At 59.6% G+C, this 16,804-nt stretch carries 16 protein-coding genes; 12 read left to right on the top strand and 4 right to left on the bottom strand.

Going from position 1 to position 16,804, the window contains the following annotated elements; translation table 11 throughout:
• Positions 1-84 precede the first annotated feature (84 nt).
• The 5 genes from ribF to ispH all read left to right on the top strand — a co-directional run bounded on the left by ribF (position 85) and on the right by ispH (position 5,957).
• Positions 85-1,035 carry a bifunctional riboflavin kinase/FAD synthetase gene (ribF, locus tag MEB48_RS15490; protein ID WP_237885016.1) on the top strand — a complete coding sequence of 317 codons (951 nt, stop codon included), beginning with the start codon at positions 85-87 and terminating at the stop codon, positions 1,033-1,035.
• Positions 1,036-3,867, top strand: a complete 2,832-nt coding sequence (ileS, locus tag MEB48_RS15485) for an isoleucine--tRNA ligase (protein WP_237885015.1) — start codon at positions 1,036-1,038, stop codon at positions 3,865-3,867.
• On the top strand, positions 3,860-4,372 hold the full coding sequence (gene lspA / locus MEB48_RS15480; RefSeq protein ID WP_007901890.1) for a signal peptidase II: 513 nt from the start codon (positions 3,860-3,862) through the stop codon (positions 4,370-4,372). Before ileS ends, lspA begins: the two co-directional genes overlap by 8 nt.
• 7 nt (positions 4,373-4,379) lie before the next feature.
• Positions 4,380-4,817, top strand: a complete 438-nt coding sequence (gene fkpB, locus MEB48_RS15475; protein ID WP_177318839.1) for an FKBP-type peptidyl-prolyl cis-trans isomerase — start codon at positions 4,380-4,382, stop codon at positions 4,815-4,817.
• Positions 4,818-5,009: 192 nt separating this feature from the next.
• Positions 5,010-5,957, top strand: a complete 948-nt coding sequence (ispH, locus tag MEB48_RS15470; protein WP_237885014.1) for a 4-hydroxy-3-methylbut-2-enyl diphosphate reductase — start codon at positions 5,010-5,012, stop codon at positions 5,955-5,957.
• Here ispH and MEB48_RS15465 read toward each other — a convergent pair.
• Positions 5,926-6,483, bottom strand: coding sequence for a GspH/FimT family pseudopilin (locus MEB48_RS15465; protein ID WP_237885013.1), 558 nt, complete (start codon positions 6,481-6,483; stop codon positions 5,926-5,928). The two genes, ispH and MEB48_RS15465, sit on opposite strands and share 32 nt — an antisense overlap.
• A gap of 130 nt (positions 6,484-6,613) precedes the next feature.
• Here MEB48_RS15465 and MEB48_RS15460 point away from each other — a divergent pair, with 130 nt between their 5' ends.
• The 7 genes from MEB48_RS15460 to thiO are packed head-to-tail and all read left to right on the top strand — an operon-like array spanning position 6,614 to position 13,409.
• Complete coding sequence (locus tag MEB48_RS15460; RefSeq protein WP_237885012.1) at positions 6,614-7,087, top strand: GspH/FimT family pseudopilin; 474 nt, start codon at positions 6,614-6,616, stop codon at positions 7,085-7,087.
• Positions 7,084-7,533 carry a type IV pilus modification protein PilV gene (gene pilV / locus MEB48_RS15455; RefSeq protein WP_237885011.1) on the top strand — a complete coding sequence of 150 codons (450 nt, stop codon included), beginning with the start codon at positions 7,084-7,086 and terminating at the stop codon, positions 7,531-7,533. The genes MEB48_RS15460 and pilV overlap by 4 nt, the downstream gene beginning before the upstream one ends.
• The gene (locus MEB48_RS15450; protein ID WP_237885010.1) at positions 7,530-8,240 is read left to right on the top strand and encodes a PilW family protein; all 711 of its coding nucleotides are present in this window, start codon (positions 7,530-7,532) and stop codon (positions 8,238-8,240) included. The genes pilV and MEB48_RS15450 overlap by 4 nt, the downstream gene beginning before the upstream one ends.
• Positions 8,241-8,251: 11 nt before the next feature.
• On the top strand, positions 8,252-8,731 hold the full coding sequence (locus MEB48_RS15445) for a pilus assembly PilX family protein (protein ID WP_237885009.1): 480 nt from the start codon (positions 8,252-8,254) through the stop codon (positions 8,729-8,731).
• Positions 8,718-11,837, top strand: coding sequence for a pilus assembly protein (locus tag MEB48_RS15440; RefSeq protein ID WP_237885008.1), 3,120 nt, complete (start codon positions 8,718-8,720; stop codon positions 11,835-11,837). The genes MEB48_RS15445 and MEB48_RS15440 overlap by 14 nt, the downstream gene beginning before the upstream one ends.
• 14 nt (positions 11,838-11,851) lie before the next feature.
• The gene (locus MEB48_RS15435; protein WP_237885007.1) at positions 11,852-12,253 is read left to right on the top strand and encodes a type IV pilin protein; all 402 of its coding nucleotides are present in this window, start codon (positions 11,852-11,854) and stop codon (positions 12,251-12,253) included.
• Positions 12,254-12,308: 55 nt separating this feature from the next.
• Positions 12,309-13,409: a glycine oxidase ThiO gene (gene thiO / locus MEB48_RS15430; RefSeq protein WP_237885006.1), complete on the top strand. Its 1,101-nt coding sequence runs from the start codon at positions 12,309-12,311 to the stop codon at positions 13,407-13,409.
• Between the two features lie 139 nt (positions 13,410-13,548).
• Here the strand turns inward: thiO and MEB48_RS15425 are convergent, their stop codons facing one another.
• From MEB48_RS15425 to MEB48_RS15415, 3 genes are read right to left on the bottom strand one after another with little or no spacing between them, the layout of a single operon-like run.
• Positions 13,549-14,889, bottom strand: coding sequence for a sigma-54-dependent transcriptional regulator (locus MEB48_RS15425; protein ID WP_237885005.1), 1,341 nt, complete (start codon positions 14,887-14,889; stop codon positions 13,549-13,551).
• A 2-nt stretch (positions 14,890-14,891) separates the two neighbouring features.
• Entirely contained in the window at positions 14,892-16,478 is a 1,587-nt protein-coding gene (locus MEB48_RS15420) for a sensor histidine kinase (protein WP_237885004.1), read from the bottom strand.
• Positions 16,468-16,701 (bottom strand): PP0621 family protein, encoded by a 234-nt coding sequence (locus MEB48_RS15415; RefSeq protein WP_237885003.1) that lies wholly within the window; start codon positions 16,699-16,701, stop codon positions 16,468-16,470. The genes MEB48_RS15420 and MEB48_RS15415 overlap by 11 nt, the downstream gene beginning before the upstream one ends.
• Positions 16,702-16,804 lie beyond the last annotated feature (103 nt).

The following is a 16,804-nucleotide window of genomic DNA, read 5'->3' as shown; positions in this document are numbered from 1 at the left end:
TCGATCACTTTGGGTTACGGTGTTGCCTGTCGTCGGCCGCCGGGTGTGGTTATAATCGACCACTTTATGAGCAAGAAGCGCGTTATGCAGCTGGTTCGAGGCCTCCACAACCTGCGCCCCCAGCATCGGGGCTGTGTCGCCACTATTGGCAACTTTGACGGTGTCCACCGTGGTCACCAGGCTATCCTGGCCCGGCTGCGTGAGCGTGCGCTCGAGTTGGGTGTACCCAGCTGCGTGGTGATTTTTGAGCCGCAGCCGCGAGAATTCTTCGCCCCGGACACCGCCCCGGCCCGTCTGGCCCGCCTGCGGGACAAGCTGCAGTTACTGGCCGAACAAGGTGTCGACCGGGTGCTGTGCCTGGCGTTCAATCAGCGCCTGAGCAAACTCAGCGCCAGCGAATTCGTTGATACTATTCTGGTGGACGGCCTCGGCGTGCAGCATCTGGAAGTCGGTGACGATTTCCGTTTCGGCTGTGACCGGCTAGGGGATTTCGATTTCCTGCAGCAGGCCGGCGTCCTTCAGGGGTTTACCGTCGAAGCGGCGCAGACCGTCGAGCTGGATGGCATTCGTGTCAGCAGCACCCAGGTGCGTAATGCCCTGGCCGCTGCCGATTTTGCCTTGGCCGAGCGGCTGCTCGGTCATCCGTTCCGGATTGCCGGTCGGGTCCTGCACGGTCAGAAGCTGGGGCGTCAGTTGGGTACGCCCACGGCCAACGTCCAGCTCAAGCGTCGTCGTGTGCCGTTGAGCGGGGTTTATCTGGTCAGCGTCGACATTGACGGCAAGACCTGGCCAGGCGTCGCCAATATCGGCGTACGGCCAACGGTCGAAGGGGATGGCAAAGCCCACCTCGAAGTACACCTTTTAGATTTTGCCGGCGATCTGTATGACCGGCGTTTGACGGTGGTTTTCCACCACAAGCTGCGTGAAGAGCAGCGTTTCGCCTCTCTGGAGGCGCTTAAGACGGCGATCAATGCGGATATCGCCGCCGCCCGTGCCCTGTCGCACCTAGCGCCAATCGCTAATGAAGAGCCTTAAATGACCGACTATAAAGCCACGCTAAACCTTCCGGACACCGCCTTCCCAATGAAGGCCGGCCTGCCTCAGCGCGAACCGCAGATTCTGCAGCGCTGGGACAGCATTGGCCTGTACGGTAAGTTGCGCGAGATTGGCAAGGATCGTCCGAAGTTCGTGCTTCACGACGGTCCTCCGTACGCCAACGGCACGATTCACATCGGTCATGCACTGAACAAGATTCTCAAGGACATGATCATCCGCTCGAAAACCCTGTCGGGTTTCGATGCGCCTTATGTGCCGGGCTGGGACTGCCACGGTCTGCCGATCGAGCACAAAGTCGAAGTGACCCACGGCAAGAACCTGGGCGCGGACAAGACCCGCGAGCTATGCCGTGCCTACGCCACCGAGCAGATCGAAGGCCAGAAGTCCGAATTCATCCGTCTGGGCGTGTTGGGCGACTTCGCCAACCCGTACAAGACCATGGACTTCAAAAACGAGGCCGGCGAAATCCGCGCCCTGGCGGAAATCGTCAAGGGTGGCTTCGTGTTCAAGGGCCTGAAGCCTGTGAACTGGTGCTTTGACTGCGGTTCGGCCCTGGCTGAAGCGGAAGTCGAGTACGAGAATAAAAAATCCGCGACCATCGACGTGGCGTTCCCGATCGCTGATGAGGCCAAACTGGCCGCCGCGTTCGGTCTGCCATCGCTGGGCAAAACCGCCTCGATCGTGATCTGGACTACCACCCCGTGGACCATCCCGGCCAACCAGGCGTTGAACGTTCACCCGGAATTCAACTACGCACTGGTCGACGTCGGCGACAAACTGCTGCTGCTGGCTGAAGAGCTGGTCGAGTCGTGCCTTGCCCGCTACAGTCTGGAAGGTTCGGTCATTGCGACCACCACCGGTAAAGAACTGGAACTGATCAACTTCCGTCACCCGTTCTACGATCGCCTGTCGCCGGTTTACCTGGCCGACTACGTCGAGCTGGGCGCCGGCACTGGCGTGGTTCACTCCGCCCCGGCCTATGGCGTGGACGACTTCGTGACCTGCAAGAAATACGGCATGGTCAACGATGACATCCTCAACCCGGTGCAAAGCAACGGCGTCTACGCGACATCGCTGGAGTTCTTCGGTGGTCAGTTCATCTGGAAAGCCAACCCGGCCATCGTCGACAAACTGACCGAAGTCGGCGCGCTGCTGCACACCACCATCATCGAACACAGCTACATGCACTGCTGGCGTCACAAGACCCCGCTGATCTACCGCGCCACCGCGCAGTGGTTCATCGGCATGGACAAAGAGCCGACTTCTGGCGAAACCCTGCGCAAGCGGGCGATCAAAGCCATCGAAGAGACCAAATTCGTTCCGGCCTGGGGCCAGGCACGTCTGCACTCGATGATCGCCAACCGTCCGGACTGGTGCATCTCCCGTCAGCGCAACTGGGGCGTGCCGATCCCGTTTTTCCTGAACAAGGAAAGCGGCGAACTGCACCCACGCACCGTCGAGCTGATGGAAATCGTCGCCCAGCGCGTCGAAGTCGAAGGCATCGAAGCCTGGTTCAAGATGGACGCCGCCGAGTTGCTCGGTGAAGAAGCACCGCTGTATGACAAGATCAGCGACACCCTGGATGTCTGGTTCGACTCGGGCACCACGCACTGGCACGTCCTGCGCGGTTCGCACTCGATGGGCCACGAGACCGGTCCACGTGCCGACCTGTACCTGGAAGGTTCGGACCAACACCGCGGCTGGTTCCACTCGTCGTTGCTGACCGGTTGCGCCATTGACGACCACGCCCCGTACCGCGAGCTGCTGACCCACGGTTTCACTGTTGACGAGTCCGGTCGCAAAATGTCCAAGTCTTTGGGCAACGTGATCGCGCCGCAGAAGGTCAACGACACCCTGGGCGCCGATATCATGCGTCTGTGGGTCGCTTCTACCGACTATTCCGGCGAAATGGCGGTTTCCGAACAGATCCTGCAACGCAGTGCGGACGCCTACAGGCGCATCCGTAACACCGCGCGCTTCCTGCTTTCCAACCTGACCGGTTTCAACCCGGCCACCGACCTCCTGCCGGCCGAAGACATGCTGGCGCTGGACCGTTGGGCCGTGGATCGCACCCTGTTGCTGCAACGCGAGCTGCAAGAGCACTACGGCGAATACCGCTTCTGGAACGTCTACTCCAAGATCCACAACTTCTGCGTGCAGGAGCTGGGCGGTTTCTACCTCGACATCATCAAGGACCGTCAGTACACCACGGGCGCCAACAGCAAGGCCCGTCGTTCGGCGCAAACCGCGCTGTACCACATCAGCGAAGCGCTGGTGCGCTGGATCGCGCCGATCCTGGCGTTCACCGCCGACGAGCTGTGGCAGTACCTGCCGGGCGAGCGTAACGAGTCCGTGATGCTCAACACCTGGTACGAAGGCCTGACCGAATTGCCGGAAGGTTTCGAACTGGACCGCGCCTACTGGGAGCGGATCATGGCGGTGAAGGTGGCGGTCAACAAGGAAATGGAAATCCAGCGTGCGGCCAAGGCCGTCGGTGGCAACTTGCAAGCCGAAGTGACGCTGTTCGCCGAAGAGGCGCTGAGCGTCGACCTGGCCAGGCTGAGCAACGAACTGCGCTTCGTACTGATCACCTCGACCGCTACCGTTGCGCCGTTCGTTCAGGCGCCGGCCGATGCCGTGGTCACCGAAGTCGGCGGTTTGAAATTGCAAGTGGTCAAGTCGAGCTTCGCCAAGTGCGCCCGTTGCTGGCACTGCCGTGAAGACGTCGGCGTGAACCCGGAGCATCCGGAAATCTGCGGTCGTTGCGTCGACAACATCAGCGGCGCTGGCGAGGTTCGTCACTATGCCTAATGCCGTTGGCCGTTTCGGACGGCTGAGCTGGCTCTGGTTGAGTTTGCTGGTCCTGGTCATCGACCAGGCCAGCAAGTTCTACTTCGAAGGCTCGCTGAGCATGTACCAGCAAATCGTGGTGATCCCCGATTACTTTAGCTGGACCCTGGCCTATAACACCGGCGCGGCGTTCAGTTTCCTGGCAGACAGCTCGGGCTGGCAGCGCTGGCTGTTCGCCCTGATCGCGGTGGTGGTCAGTGCGGTGCTGGTGGTCTGGCTCAAGCGCCTGGGGCGCAACGAAACCTGGCTGGCGGTCGCCTTGGCGCTGGTGCTGGGTGGCGCGCTGGGTAACCTGTACGACCGCATTGCCTTGGGTCATGTGATCGATTTCATTCTGGTGCATTGGCAGAACCGCTGGTATTTCCCGGCGTTCAACTTTGCCGACAGCGCCATTTCTGTCGGTGCCGTGATGCTTGCACTGGATATGTTCAAAAGTAAAAAGACCGGAGAAACCGTTCATGACTGAACAGGTATTGGCTGAGCAACGCATCGGCCAGAACACGGAAGTCACTTTGCACTTTGCATTGCGTCTTGAGAACGGCGACACCGTCGACAGCACCTTCGACAAAGCCCCGGCGACCTTCAAGGTTGGCGACGGCAGCCTGTTGCCAGGTTTCGAAGCAGCGCTGTTCGGTTTCAAGGCCGGCGACAAGCGCACTCTGACCATCGAGCCGGAAAACGCCTTTGGTCAGCCGAATCCGCAAAACGTGCAGATCATCCCGCGCTCGCAGTTCAAGGACATGGAGTTGTCGCCAGGATTGCTGGTGATCTTCAATGATGCGGCCAATACTGAGCTGCCCGGTGTGGTGAAAGAATTCGATGACGCCCAGGTGACCATCGACTTCAACCACCCGCTGGCCGGTAAAACCTTGACCTTTGACGTCGAGATCATCAACGTCAAAGCGCTGTAACTGACCGAACTCGGTCCAATGTGGGAGCGGGCTTGCTCGCGAAAGCGTCATCACATGTAACATCAATGTCGACTGACGCACCGCCTTCGCGAGCAAGCCCGCTCCCACATTAAGATTTTCACTGTTTTCGAGCCCGGTGTTCGAATGGCAGGTGGCATTACTATTTCTTGCGCGCAAGACACGAGGCACAGCATGCAAATCAAACTCGCCAACCCCCGTGGCTTCTGCGCCGGTGTGGACCGGGCGATCGAAATCGTCAATCGCGCCCTGGAAGTCTTCGGGCCGCCGATCTACGTGCGCCACGAAGTGGTCCACAACAAATTCGTCGTCGAAGACCTGCGCGCCCGTGGGGCAATCTTCGTCGAAGAGCTGGATCAGGTGCCGGACGACGTGATCGTGATCTTCAGTGCCCATGGCGTTTCCCAGGCCGTGCGTACCGAAGCTGCAGGCCGTGGCCTGAAGGTGTTCGACGCGACCTGCCCGCTGGTGACCAAGGTGCACATCGAAGTCGCGCGTTACAGCCGCGACGGCCGTGAGTGCATTCTCATTGGCCATGCCGGTCACCCGGAAGTCGAAGGCACCATGGGCCAGTACGATGGCAGCAATGGTGGCGCGATCTATCTGGTCGAGGACGAGAAAGACGTCGCCGCGTTACAGGTGAACAACCCTGAAAGACTGGCCTTCGTCACCCAGACCACCCTGTCCATGGACGATACCAGTCGTGTGATCGATGCCTTGCGTACCCGGTTCCCGGCGATCGGCGGTCCGCGCAAGGACGACATCTGCTACGCCACGCAAAACCGTCAGGACGCCGTTAAACAACTGGCCGACGAATGCGACGTGGTGTTGGTGGTCGGCAGTCCGAACAGCTCCAACTCCAATCGTCTGCGTGAACTGGCCGAACGCATGGCCACCCCGGCCTATCTGATCGACGGCGCCGAAGACCTGCAAAAGAGCTGGTTCGACGGTGTCGAGCGGATTGGCATCACTGCCGGTGCGTCCGCTCCGGAAGTGCTAGTGCGTGGCGTGATCCAGCAATTGCAGGCCTGGGGTGCCACAGGGGCTGATGAGTTGGACGGGCGCGAGGAAAACATCACGTTCTCCATGCCTAAAGAGCTGCGCGTGCGTTCCTTGCTTTAACTTTTTTCGCCTTTCGACACAGCGCCTGCTCGGCATTTTCGCTGCTCAGGCGCACTCGGCCACTCGCCGCCAGCACTACCTGAAGCTGGCTGACCGGCTCGCGAGCCGAACAAATATGTAGTGTCCCTGCCTGAAACGACCTTTTGGGCATCTGCGGTTGACCCAGACTGCTGAACCGCACAAAACGTCTGACTAACCAATTGCCGACAATCGGCGTCCGAGCATCACTCGCACGCTCCACCAGCAGCGGATTGCTGCTGTCTTCCGGCCCTTTGCCGCTGATGTCCAGAATGATCCGCCAGCCCTGGCTCCAGTCGCCGTTGATGCCATGAATGACCACGCTCTGGTTGCGAGTGATGGCCAGGGTTCTGGCGTGCCGGATCCCGCTGATCAGCGACTCGGCTGCCTGTTGCCGATGGTTCGATTCGATGAGCGCGGCAAACGCCGGACTGACCAGCGACAGAACAATTGCGCCAATCGCCAGTCCCATAAGCAGTTCGACCAGACTGAAACCCTGTTGCGGCATTAGCACTCCCTCCCTGGAATGTAAGATGCGGCGCAATCCGTGCGCCGCTCGCGGCAAATCAACCGACGCGGGCCGGTCGAATGTTCTAGCGTGTAGAAGCAGGTATAGCCGACGGCAACGGAGCGCACCGATGGATCATCGTACAAAAGGTTTCACGCTGATCGAGCTGCTGATCACGCTCGCCGTGTTTCTGATCCTGATCAGCCTGGCCGTTCCGGCGTTTACCCGCTCGGTGCAAAGCACCAAGGCCGATACAGAGATCGGGGACCTGCAACGCGCGCTCAATTACGCGCGGCTCGAGGCGATCGACCGGGGCATTACCACCCGTGTTCGTCCGACAGCAGGCGGGAGTGTCTGGACCGGCGAGCTGACCGTTTATGACGGTACTGGCAATCCGGCCAATGTATTGCGGGTTGTTCCAGCGATGAGCAGTGGTGCAACTCTGACGCTAACCTCAGGAGTGACCGCTATTGATTTCAACAATCTCGGCGGTTTGTCGGCGCCGTCCACGGCCGTCGTGATCAGTTATGTACTGGGGGCACAGAGCAGGACGCTGAATGTGTGTTTGAACGGACGAATTCTATTGGGTGGAAGTTGCGGATGAGAGGTTGGAGCAAGTGCGCACAGGAGGGCATGACGTTGATCGAGGTATTGGTCGCGTTGCTGGTTCTGGCCGTGGGGTTGTTGGGCGCCGCAGCGATTCAGCTCAATGCGCTGAAGTACACCGACAGCTCGCGGATGACCAGTCAGGCGAGTTTTATCGCCTACGACATGATGGACCGCATTCGTGCCAACTCCGGCGCCGATTACACCGTTACGCCACCGACCTCGGGCAATATGAGCGTGGCCCGGGATCAGGACCTTTTCGACTTCACCCGCAACATCGCCAGTTTCGGCGGTGCCACGGCGACCGGCAGCATCGCCCGCAACCAGCGGGTGTACACCATTACCATTACCTGGGATGACTCGCGAGCCGCCAATACCGCCGACACGCGCCGTAGTTTTGTCCTCACCAGTCGCGCCACCGTTGATCCGGCGAAGACACCATGATCAAAGCCAATAGAGGTTTCGGCCTGATCGAGTTGTTGATCGCCCTGGCGTTGAGTCTGGTGGTGATTCTGGGCGTGGCACAGATTTTTATCGCGGCTAAAAACACCTACGTCAGCCAGAGCACTGCCGCCGGCATGCAAGAAGATGCACGGTTTGTCCTGAGCAAGATGATTCAGGAAATCCGCATGGTCGGCATGTTCGGTTGCCTGGGCACGATTACCGACGAAAGCTCGGCAGGGAGTTTCAATGCCAGTCAGATCACGCCGATCAGTTGGGACAATGCCAATCAGAAATTGACGCTGGTGACGGCGGATATCGGCAGTGGTGGCGGTGCGCCGACCTGGACGGTCATTTCCGATTGCCGCAATACCGCGACGGCCCACAACGATGCCCCCACGCCGGCGTCCGGGCAGTTGGCGTTTCCGATCCGGCGGTTGGTCTATAGCTTCAGCAACGACCAACTGCTGATGGGATCCGGCACCACACCGAGACAGCAGGTGCTGGTGAACAATGTCAGTGAGTTCAATGTGAGCTTCGGCCTCGCTAGCTCCGCCACAGATACGGCCGCCTCCAGCTACAGCAGCAACCCGTCCGATCCGGCGCGAATCCGCAGTGTGCGACTGACGCTGAAGCTGAGGGACCCGAACAACCGGGTACACGAACAAACCTTCAACGTGGTTGCCGCCTTGCGCAACCGGTTGCCATGAGGGGAGGGCCGATGAGTATTTCTTCCATGCCCCCTCACGCCCAGCGCGGTATGGCACTGTTGGTCAGCCTGGTGTTTCTGCTGGTGCTGACGTTGATCGGTCTTTCGTCGATGCAAAGCGCTACGTTGCAGGAAAAAATGGCCGGCAGCGTGATCCTGCGCAACCAGTCGTTCCAGGGCGCGGAAGCGGCGTTGCGCGTCGGTGAAAGCGCGGTGCAACTGAATACCTATTCATTACCGGTTTGCAGCGGTACCAGCCAATGCGCGCCGCCGGCCGAGGCGTCAGTCATTACCGCCGCCGGGTTCAACGCCGTCTCGGGGGTGACCTGGATCGCCTCCGGCAGCGGCTTTTACGGGGTGCAGAACATCGGCACCACCCTGACGGCCGTGAACGTACCGAGCAACACGTCGGCAACGCTGTACCGGGTGACCGCTGTGGGCATCGCGGGCAACTCGCGCAGTGTGGTGGAGAGTATTTATGCGAAGTACTGAGACCCACACAGGCTGGCGCCGTTGGTTGTTGCAGTTGTTCTGCGGCGCGGCGTTGAGCCTTTATCTGGCAGCGCCGACTTACGCCTTCACCCCCTCGGACTCGCCGCTGTTGAACGCCGCCGCCGTGGCACCCAATGTGATGCTGTTACTCGATGACTCGAAGGGTATGAACAGCATTATCTGGGCGGCAGGCTTCGACCCGACGGTCGCACGTCCCCCGGTGGCTATTTGCCTCTCCAATGGTTCGTGCAACAAAGGCCGTGAGCTTGACGTGGCTGATGGCAATATTCCCTTGTCGAGTTTGACTCATGGCACATGCTCGAAGGCCGGATGGTACGGTTTTTATAAGAACAGCATTTTAGGTCTGGATTCGCTTTGCCTGAAGCTTCCTGATCCAGTGGGGAGCGAGGACACCCTATATACGGCGAATTACCTGTCCTATCTGATAAGCCTGGCGAACAATGCTGACCGGGATTTCACTGATGGTTCGATTCCCAATGATTACCGGATGAATGTGGCGCGCAATGTTTCCAAGGCGTTGGTAGCAAGCAATCGCTCGCTGCGCATTGGACTGTCTACGTTCAACCTGGCCGTCGGCAACCACAAGAATGACGGCGGTTACATTGCCCGTTCAATCAGTGATTTGTCCGCAGTCAGCGGCAGCGTGACCCAGGTTCAGGCCGATACCAACTACAACGCACTGATCGCAGCGATCGACGAACTGAGCGCCGAGGCCAATACGCCGCTGGCTGAAGCCTATTACGAAATCACCCGTTATTTCCGTGGCATGGCACCGTACAACAACGCGACACCCACCACCTACACCAGTCCGATTCAGTATCGCTGCCAGAGAAATTACGGCGTGGTAATCACCGGTGGGCTGCCGACCTACGATCACACCTTTCCGACCGACGATCCGCTGGATGACAACCGCTTACCGAACTGGGACGGTATCAGTAACGATGGCGCAGATCGCTTTGGCGACGATGAGGGCGATACCCTGTTTCTGGATGACATCGCCAAGTTCGCCTTCGATATTGACATGTGGTCCACGGGTGCCGACATCACAGGAAAAGGCTGGAACGCCCTGGATTTTCCCAAGCAGAACCTCAACACCTATACCGTGGGTTTCACCACGGCAAACCAGATGTTGTCGGATGCCGCCAGCTATGGACAGGGCAAGTACTACCAGGCGACCGACGGCACCGGGCTCAACAGCGCATTGTCTTCAGCCTTGAGCGACATCACCGCCAAGGCCGGCTCGGGTGGTAGCGGCGTGACCAGCGGCACGACCCTGACCAGCAATTCAAGCTACCTCCAGACCAGCTACGACCCTAAGGACTGGCGCGGCATCATCAAGTCCTTTGGCTTCACATCGGCGGGGGTGGTTAACACAGCCGCGGTGCTGTGGACGACCGATACCACCATCGTACCTGGTGCTACTGCGCCGACCTACCAGTCCTGGAATACAGAGACCAACGCCGCTGTCACTCTGGCCTATGGCAATTTTTCCCCGGCCCAGCAGATATCCCTCAACCAGAGCTTGCCCACCGGTATCACCGGCAGCGATCTGGTGGAGTGGAGCAAAGGCATCAATAAAGCCGGTTTGAAAACACGCAGTGTGTTGCTCGGCGATATCATCAATTCGCCTCTCGTGCTGGCCGGGCCCACGGACAAAACCGCCTCCGATCTGGTGGGGGATACTACCTACAGCACCTACCTCGCCACCAAAGCCACCAACATGAATTCCAGTCTGGTGGTAAACGCCAACGACGGTTTTGTAAACGTCATCAACTCGACCAACGGTGTCAGACGCTACGCCTACATGCCCTCCAGTGTGCTGCCCTCATTGCGCTACATCGCTGACTCCACTTACATCAATGGTGTGAGCCACAAATATCTGGTCGACGGTCAGCTCGGCGTGTTCGATGCTCAACTCGATAGCGCCTGGAAAACCCTGGCGATTGGTGGAACAGGGGCGGGCGGCAAAACCTTCTATGCGCTGCAACTGTTCGACGCCTCGGCCGGTAACGAGACCAGGGCGTTGTGGGAAATCAGTGCGCCAGCCACGGCTGATACGTCGAACGTTTTCAATGATCTGGGTTATGCCTATGGGCGCCCGGAAGTGGCACGCTTGGCTGATGGTCGCTGGGCCGCGTTCATCTCCAACGGCTATGGCAGCAACTCCGGGGTGGCAGCGCTGTATGTGGTGGATATTCGCGACGGCACGTTGATCAAGAAAGTCGTGGTCGACAGTACAGAAACCACCAACGGCCTGTCATCAGTGAAGCTCAGGGTCAACTCGCAGAATGTAGTGCAGGCCGCCTATGGTGGCGACCTGAAAGGGCGGTTGTGGAAGTTCGATTTGAGCGGCGCCACCACCGATACCTGGGGTGTGGCGTTTTCCGGCAAACCGTTGTTCACCACAGCGGGCGGCGCGACCCAGCCGATCACCGTACAACCATTGCTCGCCGATCATGCATCGGGCGGCAAGGAAGTGTTCTTCGGCACCGGCAAACTCAATGAGACCGCCGACAAGACCAACAAGGATCTGCAGGCGTTCTACGCGGTATGGGATGCGGAGGGGGGAGCGGGGCAAATCACCACTTCCAGCTTGCAGGCGCAGGCGGTGACCGGCGTTTTTTCCGGCAGCACCGGGCAATTCATCACCACCAGCCAGAACGAAGTGACCTACCCGGCAAAGAAAGGCTGGTACTTGCCGCTGGTGTACAACAATGTGCTGACGGGGGAGCGGGTGATCAATCAGGCCAGTCTGGTGTCGGGGCGAATCGTGTTTACCACAGCCAGTATGGAGACTACAGATCCCTGTGCCAGCTTCGGCACCGGCAAACTGGTCGAACTCGATGCGTTCAGCGGTAAGATGCTCAATTACGCGGTGCTCGACACCAATGCAGACGGTACGGTCGACGGTGCTGACACGATTTCCAGCGGGGTGATCTTCACCGGTGGTATCCCGACCCTGAATGCGGTCGTCAATGACGCAACCCGCAAGATCGTGAACGACTCCAGTGGTGGTGTGACCACTCTGGTGGAAAAAGCCGGGGGCGGCAGCGGCCGTCGCATCATGTGGCGACAAATACAGTAAGTGAGAGTTGAGGCATGCGCAGATCCAACCGAGGTTTTACCCTGATCGAAATCATGATCGTGATTGCGATCATCGGAATCGTCATCACCATTGGCTACCCGAGCCTCACCGAATATGTAAAAAAGGGCCACCGCACTGAAGTGGCCGGGCTGCTTTCCGAGCAGGCGCAGATTCTGGAGCGTTTCTATACGAAGAGTAATGCCTATACCGGCGCCACCGGTCTGAGCGCCGGCAATGACTTCTACACCATCACCTCGACCTTGACCGATCAGACTTTCCTGCTGACGGCTACACGCAAGGCCGGATCGAGCATGGCGAGTGACAAGTGCGGTGATTTCACCCTCACCAACACGGGCGTCAGAAGCATGGTCAATGCCACGTCCGGCCTGACCACCAAGGATTGCTGGGGGCGCTGAGTTTATTTTCGGGCGCCCTTTGCGCTCTCTGTCTATTGAACGGTTGGATCAGAACATGAGCAGGCAACAGCAAGTGGTGATTGTCGGCGGCGGGGTGATTGGCCTGCTGACGGCATTCAATCTCGCGTCCGAAGTACAGAGCGTTGTGCTGCTGGACCGTTCGAATGTCGGTCAGGAGTCGTCCTGGGCCGGTGGCGGGATCGTTTCGCCGCTCTATCCGTGGCGCTACAGCCCGGCGGTCACTGCACTGGCTCATTGGTCTCAGGATTTTTATCCACAGCTGGCGGAACGTCTGTTCGCCGCCACGGGTGTCGATCCTGAAGTACATACCACCGGGTTGTATTGGCTGGATCTGGATGACGAAGCCGAAGCGCTCGCCTGGGCCGAACGGGAAAACCGCCCGCTGCGGGCTGTGGATATCTCTGCGGCGCACGATGCGGTGCCGGTATTGGGCGCCGGTTTTTCGCGGGCGATTTACATGGCCGATGTGGCCAACGTGCGTAATCCTCGGCTGGTGAAATCCCTCAAGGCCGCTTTGCTGGCGCTGCCGAACGTGACGATTCATGAGCAATGCGAGGTCAGCGGGTTTATCCGTGAAGGCGCTGCGGTGGTCGGGGTGCAGACTTCGGTGGGGGCCATTACGGGTGATCAGGTGGTTTTGACGGCCGGGGCCTGGAGCGGTGACTTGCTGAAAAGCCTGGGCCTGGAGCTGCCGGTCGAGCCCGTCAAAGGCCAGATGATTCTCTACAAGTGCGCGGCGGACTTCCTTCCGAGCATGGTCCTGGCCAAGGGGCGTTATGCCATTCCCCGGCGCGATGGGCACATATTGATTGGCAGTACGCTGGAGCATGAAGGCTTCGACAAGACGCCGACCGACACCGCGCTGGAAAGCCTGAAGGCCTCGGCGGTGGAGTTGATTCCGGCGCTGGCGGATGCCGAAGTGGTGGGGCATTGGGCCGGGTTGCGGCCGGGGTCGCCGGAAGGGATTCCCTATATTGGCCGGGTGCCAGGGTTTGACGGGCTCTGGCTAAACTGCGGGCATTACCGTAACGGGCTGGTGCTGGCGCCTGCATCGTGTCAGTTGTTTGCGGATGTGATGCTGGGGAGGGCGCCGATCATTGATCCTGCGCCGTATGCGCCGGCCGGGCGGATCTAGAACGATCTTTGTTGTTGGTCAGATCGCCTTCGCGGGCAAGTCGGATCGCCGCACCGCTCGCTCCTACAGGGTTTATGTGTGCCGCATGATTTGGAACGACACATACTTGTAGGAGCGAGGCTTGCCCGCGAAGAGGCCCTCAATCCAAACCCAATTTCTTGAGCCTGTAACGCATCGACCGAAACGACAGATTCAACCGCTGAGCCGCCGCCGTGCGGTTCCAGCGGGTTTCTTCCAAGGCCTGGAGGATGAGTTTGCGTTCGACGTTTTCCAGATAGGCTTCCAGATTGTCGATCTGCGTCAGGTCCGGCACACCGCCGTCCGGGTTGCAGTTGCCTTCGGCCAGCCGCAGGTCGCTGGTTTCGATTTGCTTGTTCTCGCACAACGTGTGCGCCCGTTCGAGCATGTTCTCCAGTTCCCGCACGTTCCCTGGAAAACGATAGCTTTTCAGTGCGTCGAGGGCTTGTGGATGAAGTTTTGCGGCGGGTTGGCCAGTGCCGGTCGCCAGTCGGTTGAGCATATTGTTGGCCAGAAGCTCAATGTCGTCGCGGCGTTCGCGCAAGGGCGGCACCCGCAGCTCGATCACGTTCAGACGGTAGTACAAGTCCTGGCGAAAGCGTTCGGCGGCGACTTCGGCATCGAGGTCTTTGTGGGTGGCGCAGAGGATGCGCACATCGACCACGGTTTCCTGCTGGCCGCCGATGCTGCGCACGGCTTTCTCTTGAATGGCCCGCAAAAGTTTGACCTGCATCGCCAGCGGCAGGTCTGCAACTTCATCGAGGAACAAAGTGCCGCCATGAGCAGCCTGGAACAGCCCGGGTTTGTCTTCGATGGCGCCGCTGAAACTGCCTTTGCGATGGCCGAAAAATTCACTTTCCATTAATTCCGACGGGATAGCCCCGCAGTTCACCGGCACGAACGGTCGGCTGGCGCGTGGGCCTTGCTCATGGATCAGCCGGGCGACCAACTCTTTGCCGCTGCCGGACTCGCCGCTGATGTACACCGGGGCCTGGCTGCGGGCCAGTTTGTCGATTTGTTTGCGCAGGCTGCGCATGGGCAAGGAGTCACCCAGCAGCCGACGGTCGATGGCGCTGCTGGCACCGCCTGGCGCAGGCAAGCTCAGCGCGCTGATGACCAGTTCACGCAGACGGGTAAGGTCGACCGGTTTGGTCAGAAAATCGAAGGCACCGGCCTTGAGGGCATTGATTGCCGTCTCCAGGCTGCCGTAGGCAGTGATCATCGCCACTGGCACTTGCGCAGAACGCTGCTGGATGTGCTGCACCAGCGCCAGACCGGTGCCGTCGGGCAGGCGCATGTCAGTCAGGCACAGGTCGAACGTCTCCCGTGCCAGCAGTGCTTGCGCTTCTGCGAGGTTGCGCGCACTGAAGGTGTCGAGTTTCATCCGTCCCAGGGTGATTTCCAGGAGTTCGCGGATATCCGGCTCGTCGTCGACGATCAGGATTTTTTGCCGTGGGCTCATGTTCAACTTTGTTTCCGTCCGTGAGCAAAGGTGATGCGAAAACAGCCGCCGCCTTGGCGTGGTTTGAAGTCTAGGCGGGCTTGGTTGCTTTCGCACAGCTCACGGGACAGATAAAGCCCCAGGCCAGTACCCTGGCTGCTGGTGGTGAAGAACGGTTCGAACAAATGCGTGCGCTGGTCCGGCGCCACGCCGGGGCCATCGTCCAGGACTTCAAGGATCGGCAACTGGCTGTCCGGGTCGACAAACAGTTTGAGCCAGGCCTGCGCCTGATCGTGGTTCAGGGCGCTGTGGCGCCAGGCGTTGCGCAATAGATTATCGAGAATCTGGGTCAGTTGATTCGGATCCATCAGGGTTTTGAAGTCTCCGGAACCGATGCACAGGTGAATCTGACGCTCGGTCGTCCCTTCGCGGGTTTCGGCGACGAAGTGCTCCAGCCACGGCCGCAGATCAAGCCGTTGCGGCTCGGTTTGCTGGCGGCGAGACAGTTGCAGGACGTTTTCGATAACCCGATTCATGCGCTGAGAGTGGTCTTGAATAATCTGCGTCAGACGCCGATCCGTGCTGTTCAGTTCCTCGGATTCCTGCAGCAATTGCGCGGCATGACTGACGGCGCCCAGTGGATTGCGGATCTCATGGGCAATACCGGCGGTCAGGCGACCAAGGGCGGCGAGTTTCAGTTGCTGGGCTTGTTGAGCGATTTGGGCGATGTCTTCGAGAAAAACCAGCGTCTGGTGGTGCGGGCTTTGGTCCAGGGCAATGAAGCTCGGTTGCAGCTCCAGGCCATTACTGGCAATTTTCAGGCTTTGCGGGCGCAAAGTCGGATTGTTGAACCACAGTTGGAGCCGGTCGACCAACGGCATCGAATGATCGTCGATCAACTGGCCATCCAGTTTTTCCCGCCCCAGCAAGGTCAGGGCGCTGTGATTGGCCAGTTGTACCCGCCGCTGCTCGTCGAGCACCAGAATGCCTGTGCGCATGCGTTGCAGGATTAGTGCGTTGAGGGCTTCGAGGCCGAGTACTTCGCTGGCCCGCTGCTCGGCCAGGGTTTCGCTGACTTCCAGTCGTCGGACCAGACCTTGCACCAACAATGCTGCGGCAAAACACAGGGCGCCGAGGGTGCCGACTTGCAGATAATCGCTGGCGCTGGCGGGGTGGCTGAAGCTCAGCAGGAAGCTCAAACCGACGATGCCGAGGGCGCCGATCGCGGCAATCAGCAAGCCAATATGCCCGCGCAGCAGGGTATTGCCGATGGCCACTGACACGATCAGCAAGTTGCCGATGGCGCTGGCCACGCCCCCCGCTGCGTAGAACAGGCCGCACAGCAGCAAGACATCGACCAGCGTCAGGCTGAACAACTGCGCCGGGCGCCGGGTGTTTCCCAGAAAGACCACCAGCAGGATATTCAGCACCAGGTACAACCAGCTGCCATTGCGCAGCAGGTCGTCATTGGCGAACGTCAGCAACTGGTTGTCCATGTTGCTGGAGATCAACAGCACCAGGGTGATGCCGACGCTTAAGCGGTAGAGGTGATAGAGGCGCAGCAGTCGCTGGGCCTGTTTGTTGCCAGGGCTGGATGTCTCAGCGATCACTGGAACCCGGGCCTTGCTCAAGATGAGCCTGGCTGCAATACCACTGCTGTTCAAGTCTCAGTGCGCGGTCTCGGGGCAGGTGTACGCCGCAATGGGCGCAGCGCACCATGGGAGGGGCATCCTGTTCGCGTGGTGTATGGGGCCCCGAGGTAGGACTTTTGAACTTGCGCCAGAGCCATACCGCCGCGGCAATCAGGACGATCCAGAACAATAAACGAAGCATGGTGAGCTGCTTTTTGAGTAGTGAATTGGCAGTTTAGCCAAGGACAGGTCAGGCGCACAGCGCAATACGCCCAACCCTGAAATCCGGCAACAAAAAAGGCGCC

This window comes from Pseudomonas sp. PGPR40 (assembly GCF_022014505.1).
Classification (GTDB): domain Bacteria; phylum Pseudomonadota; class Gammaproteobacteria; order Pseudomonadales; family Pseudomonadaceae; genus Aquipseudomonas.
This window is presented reverse-complemented; position numbering and strand designations above follow the sequence as displayed.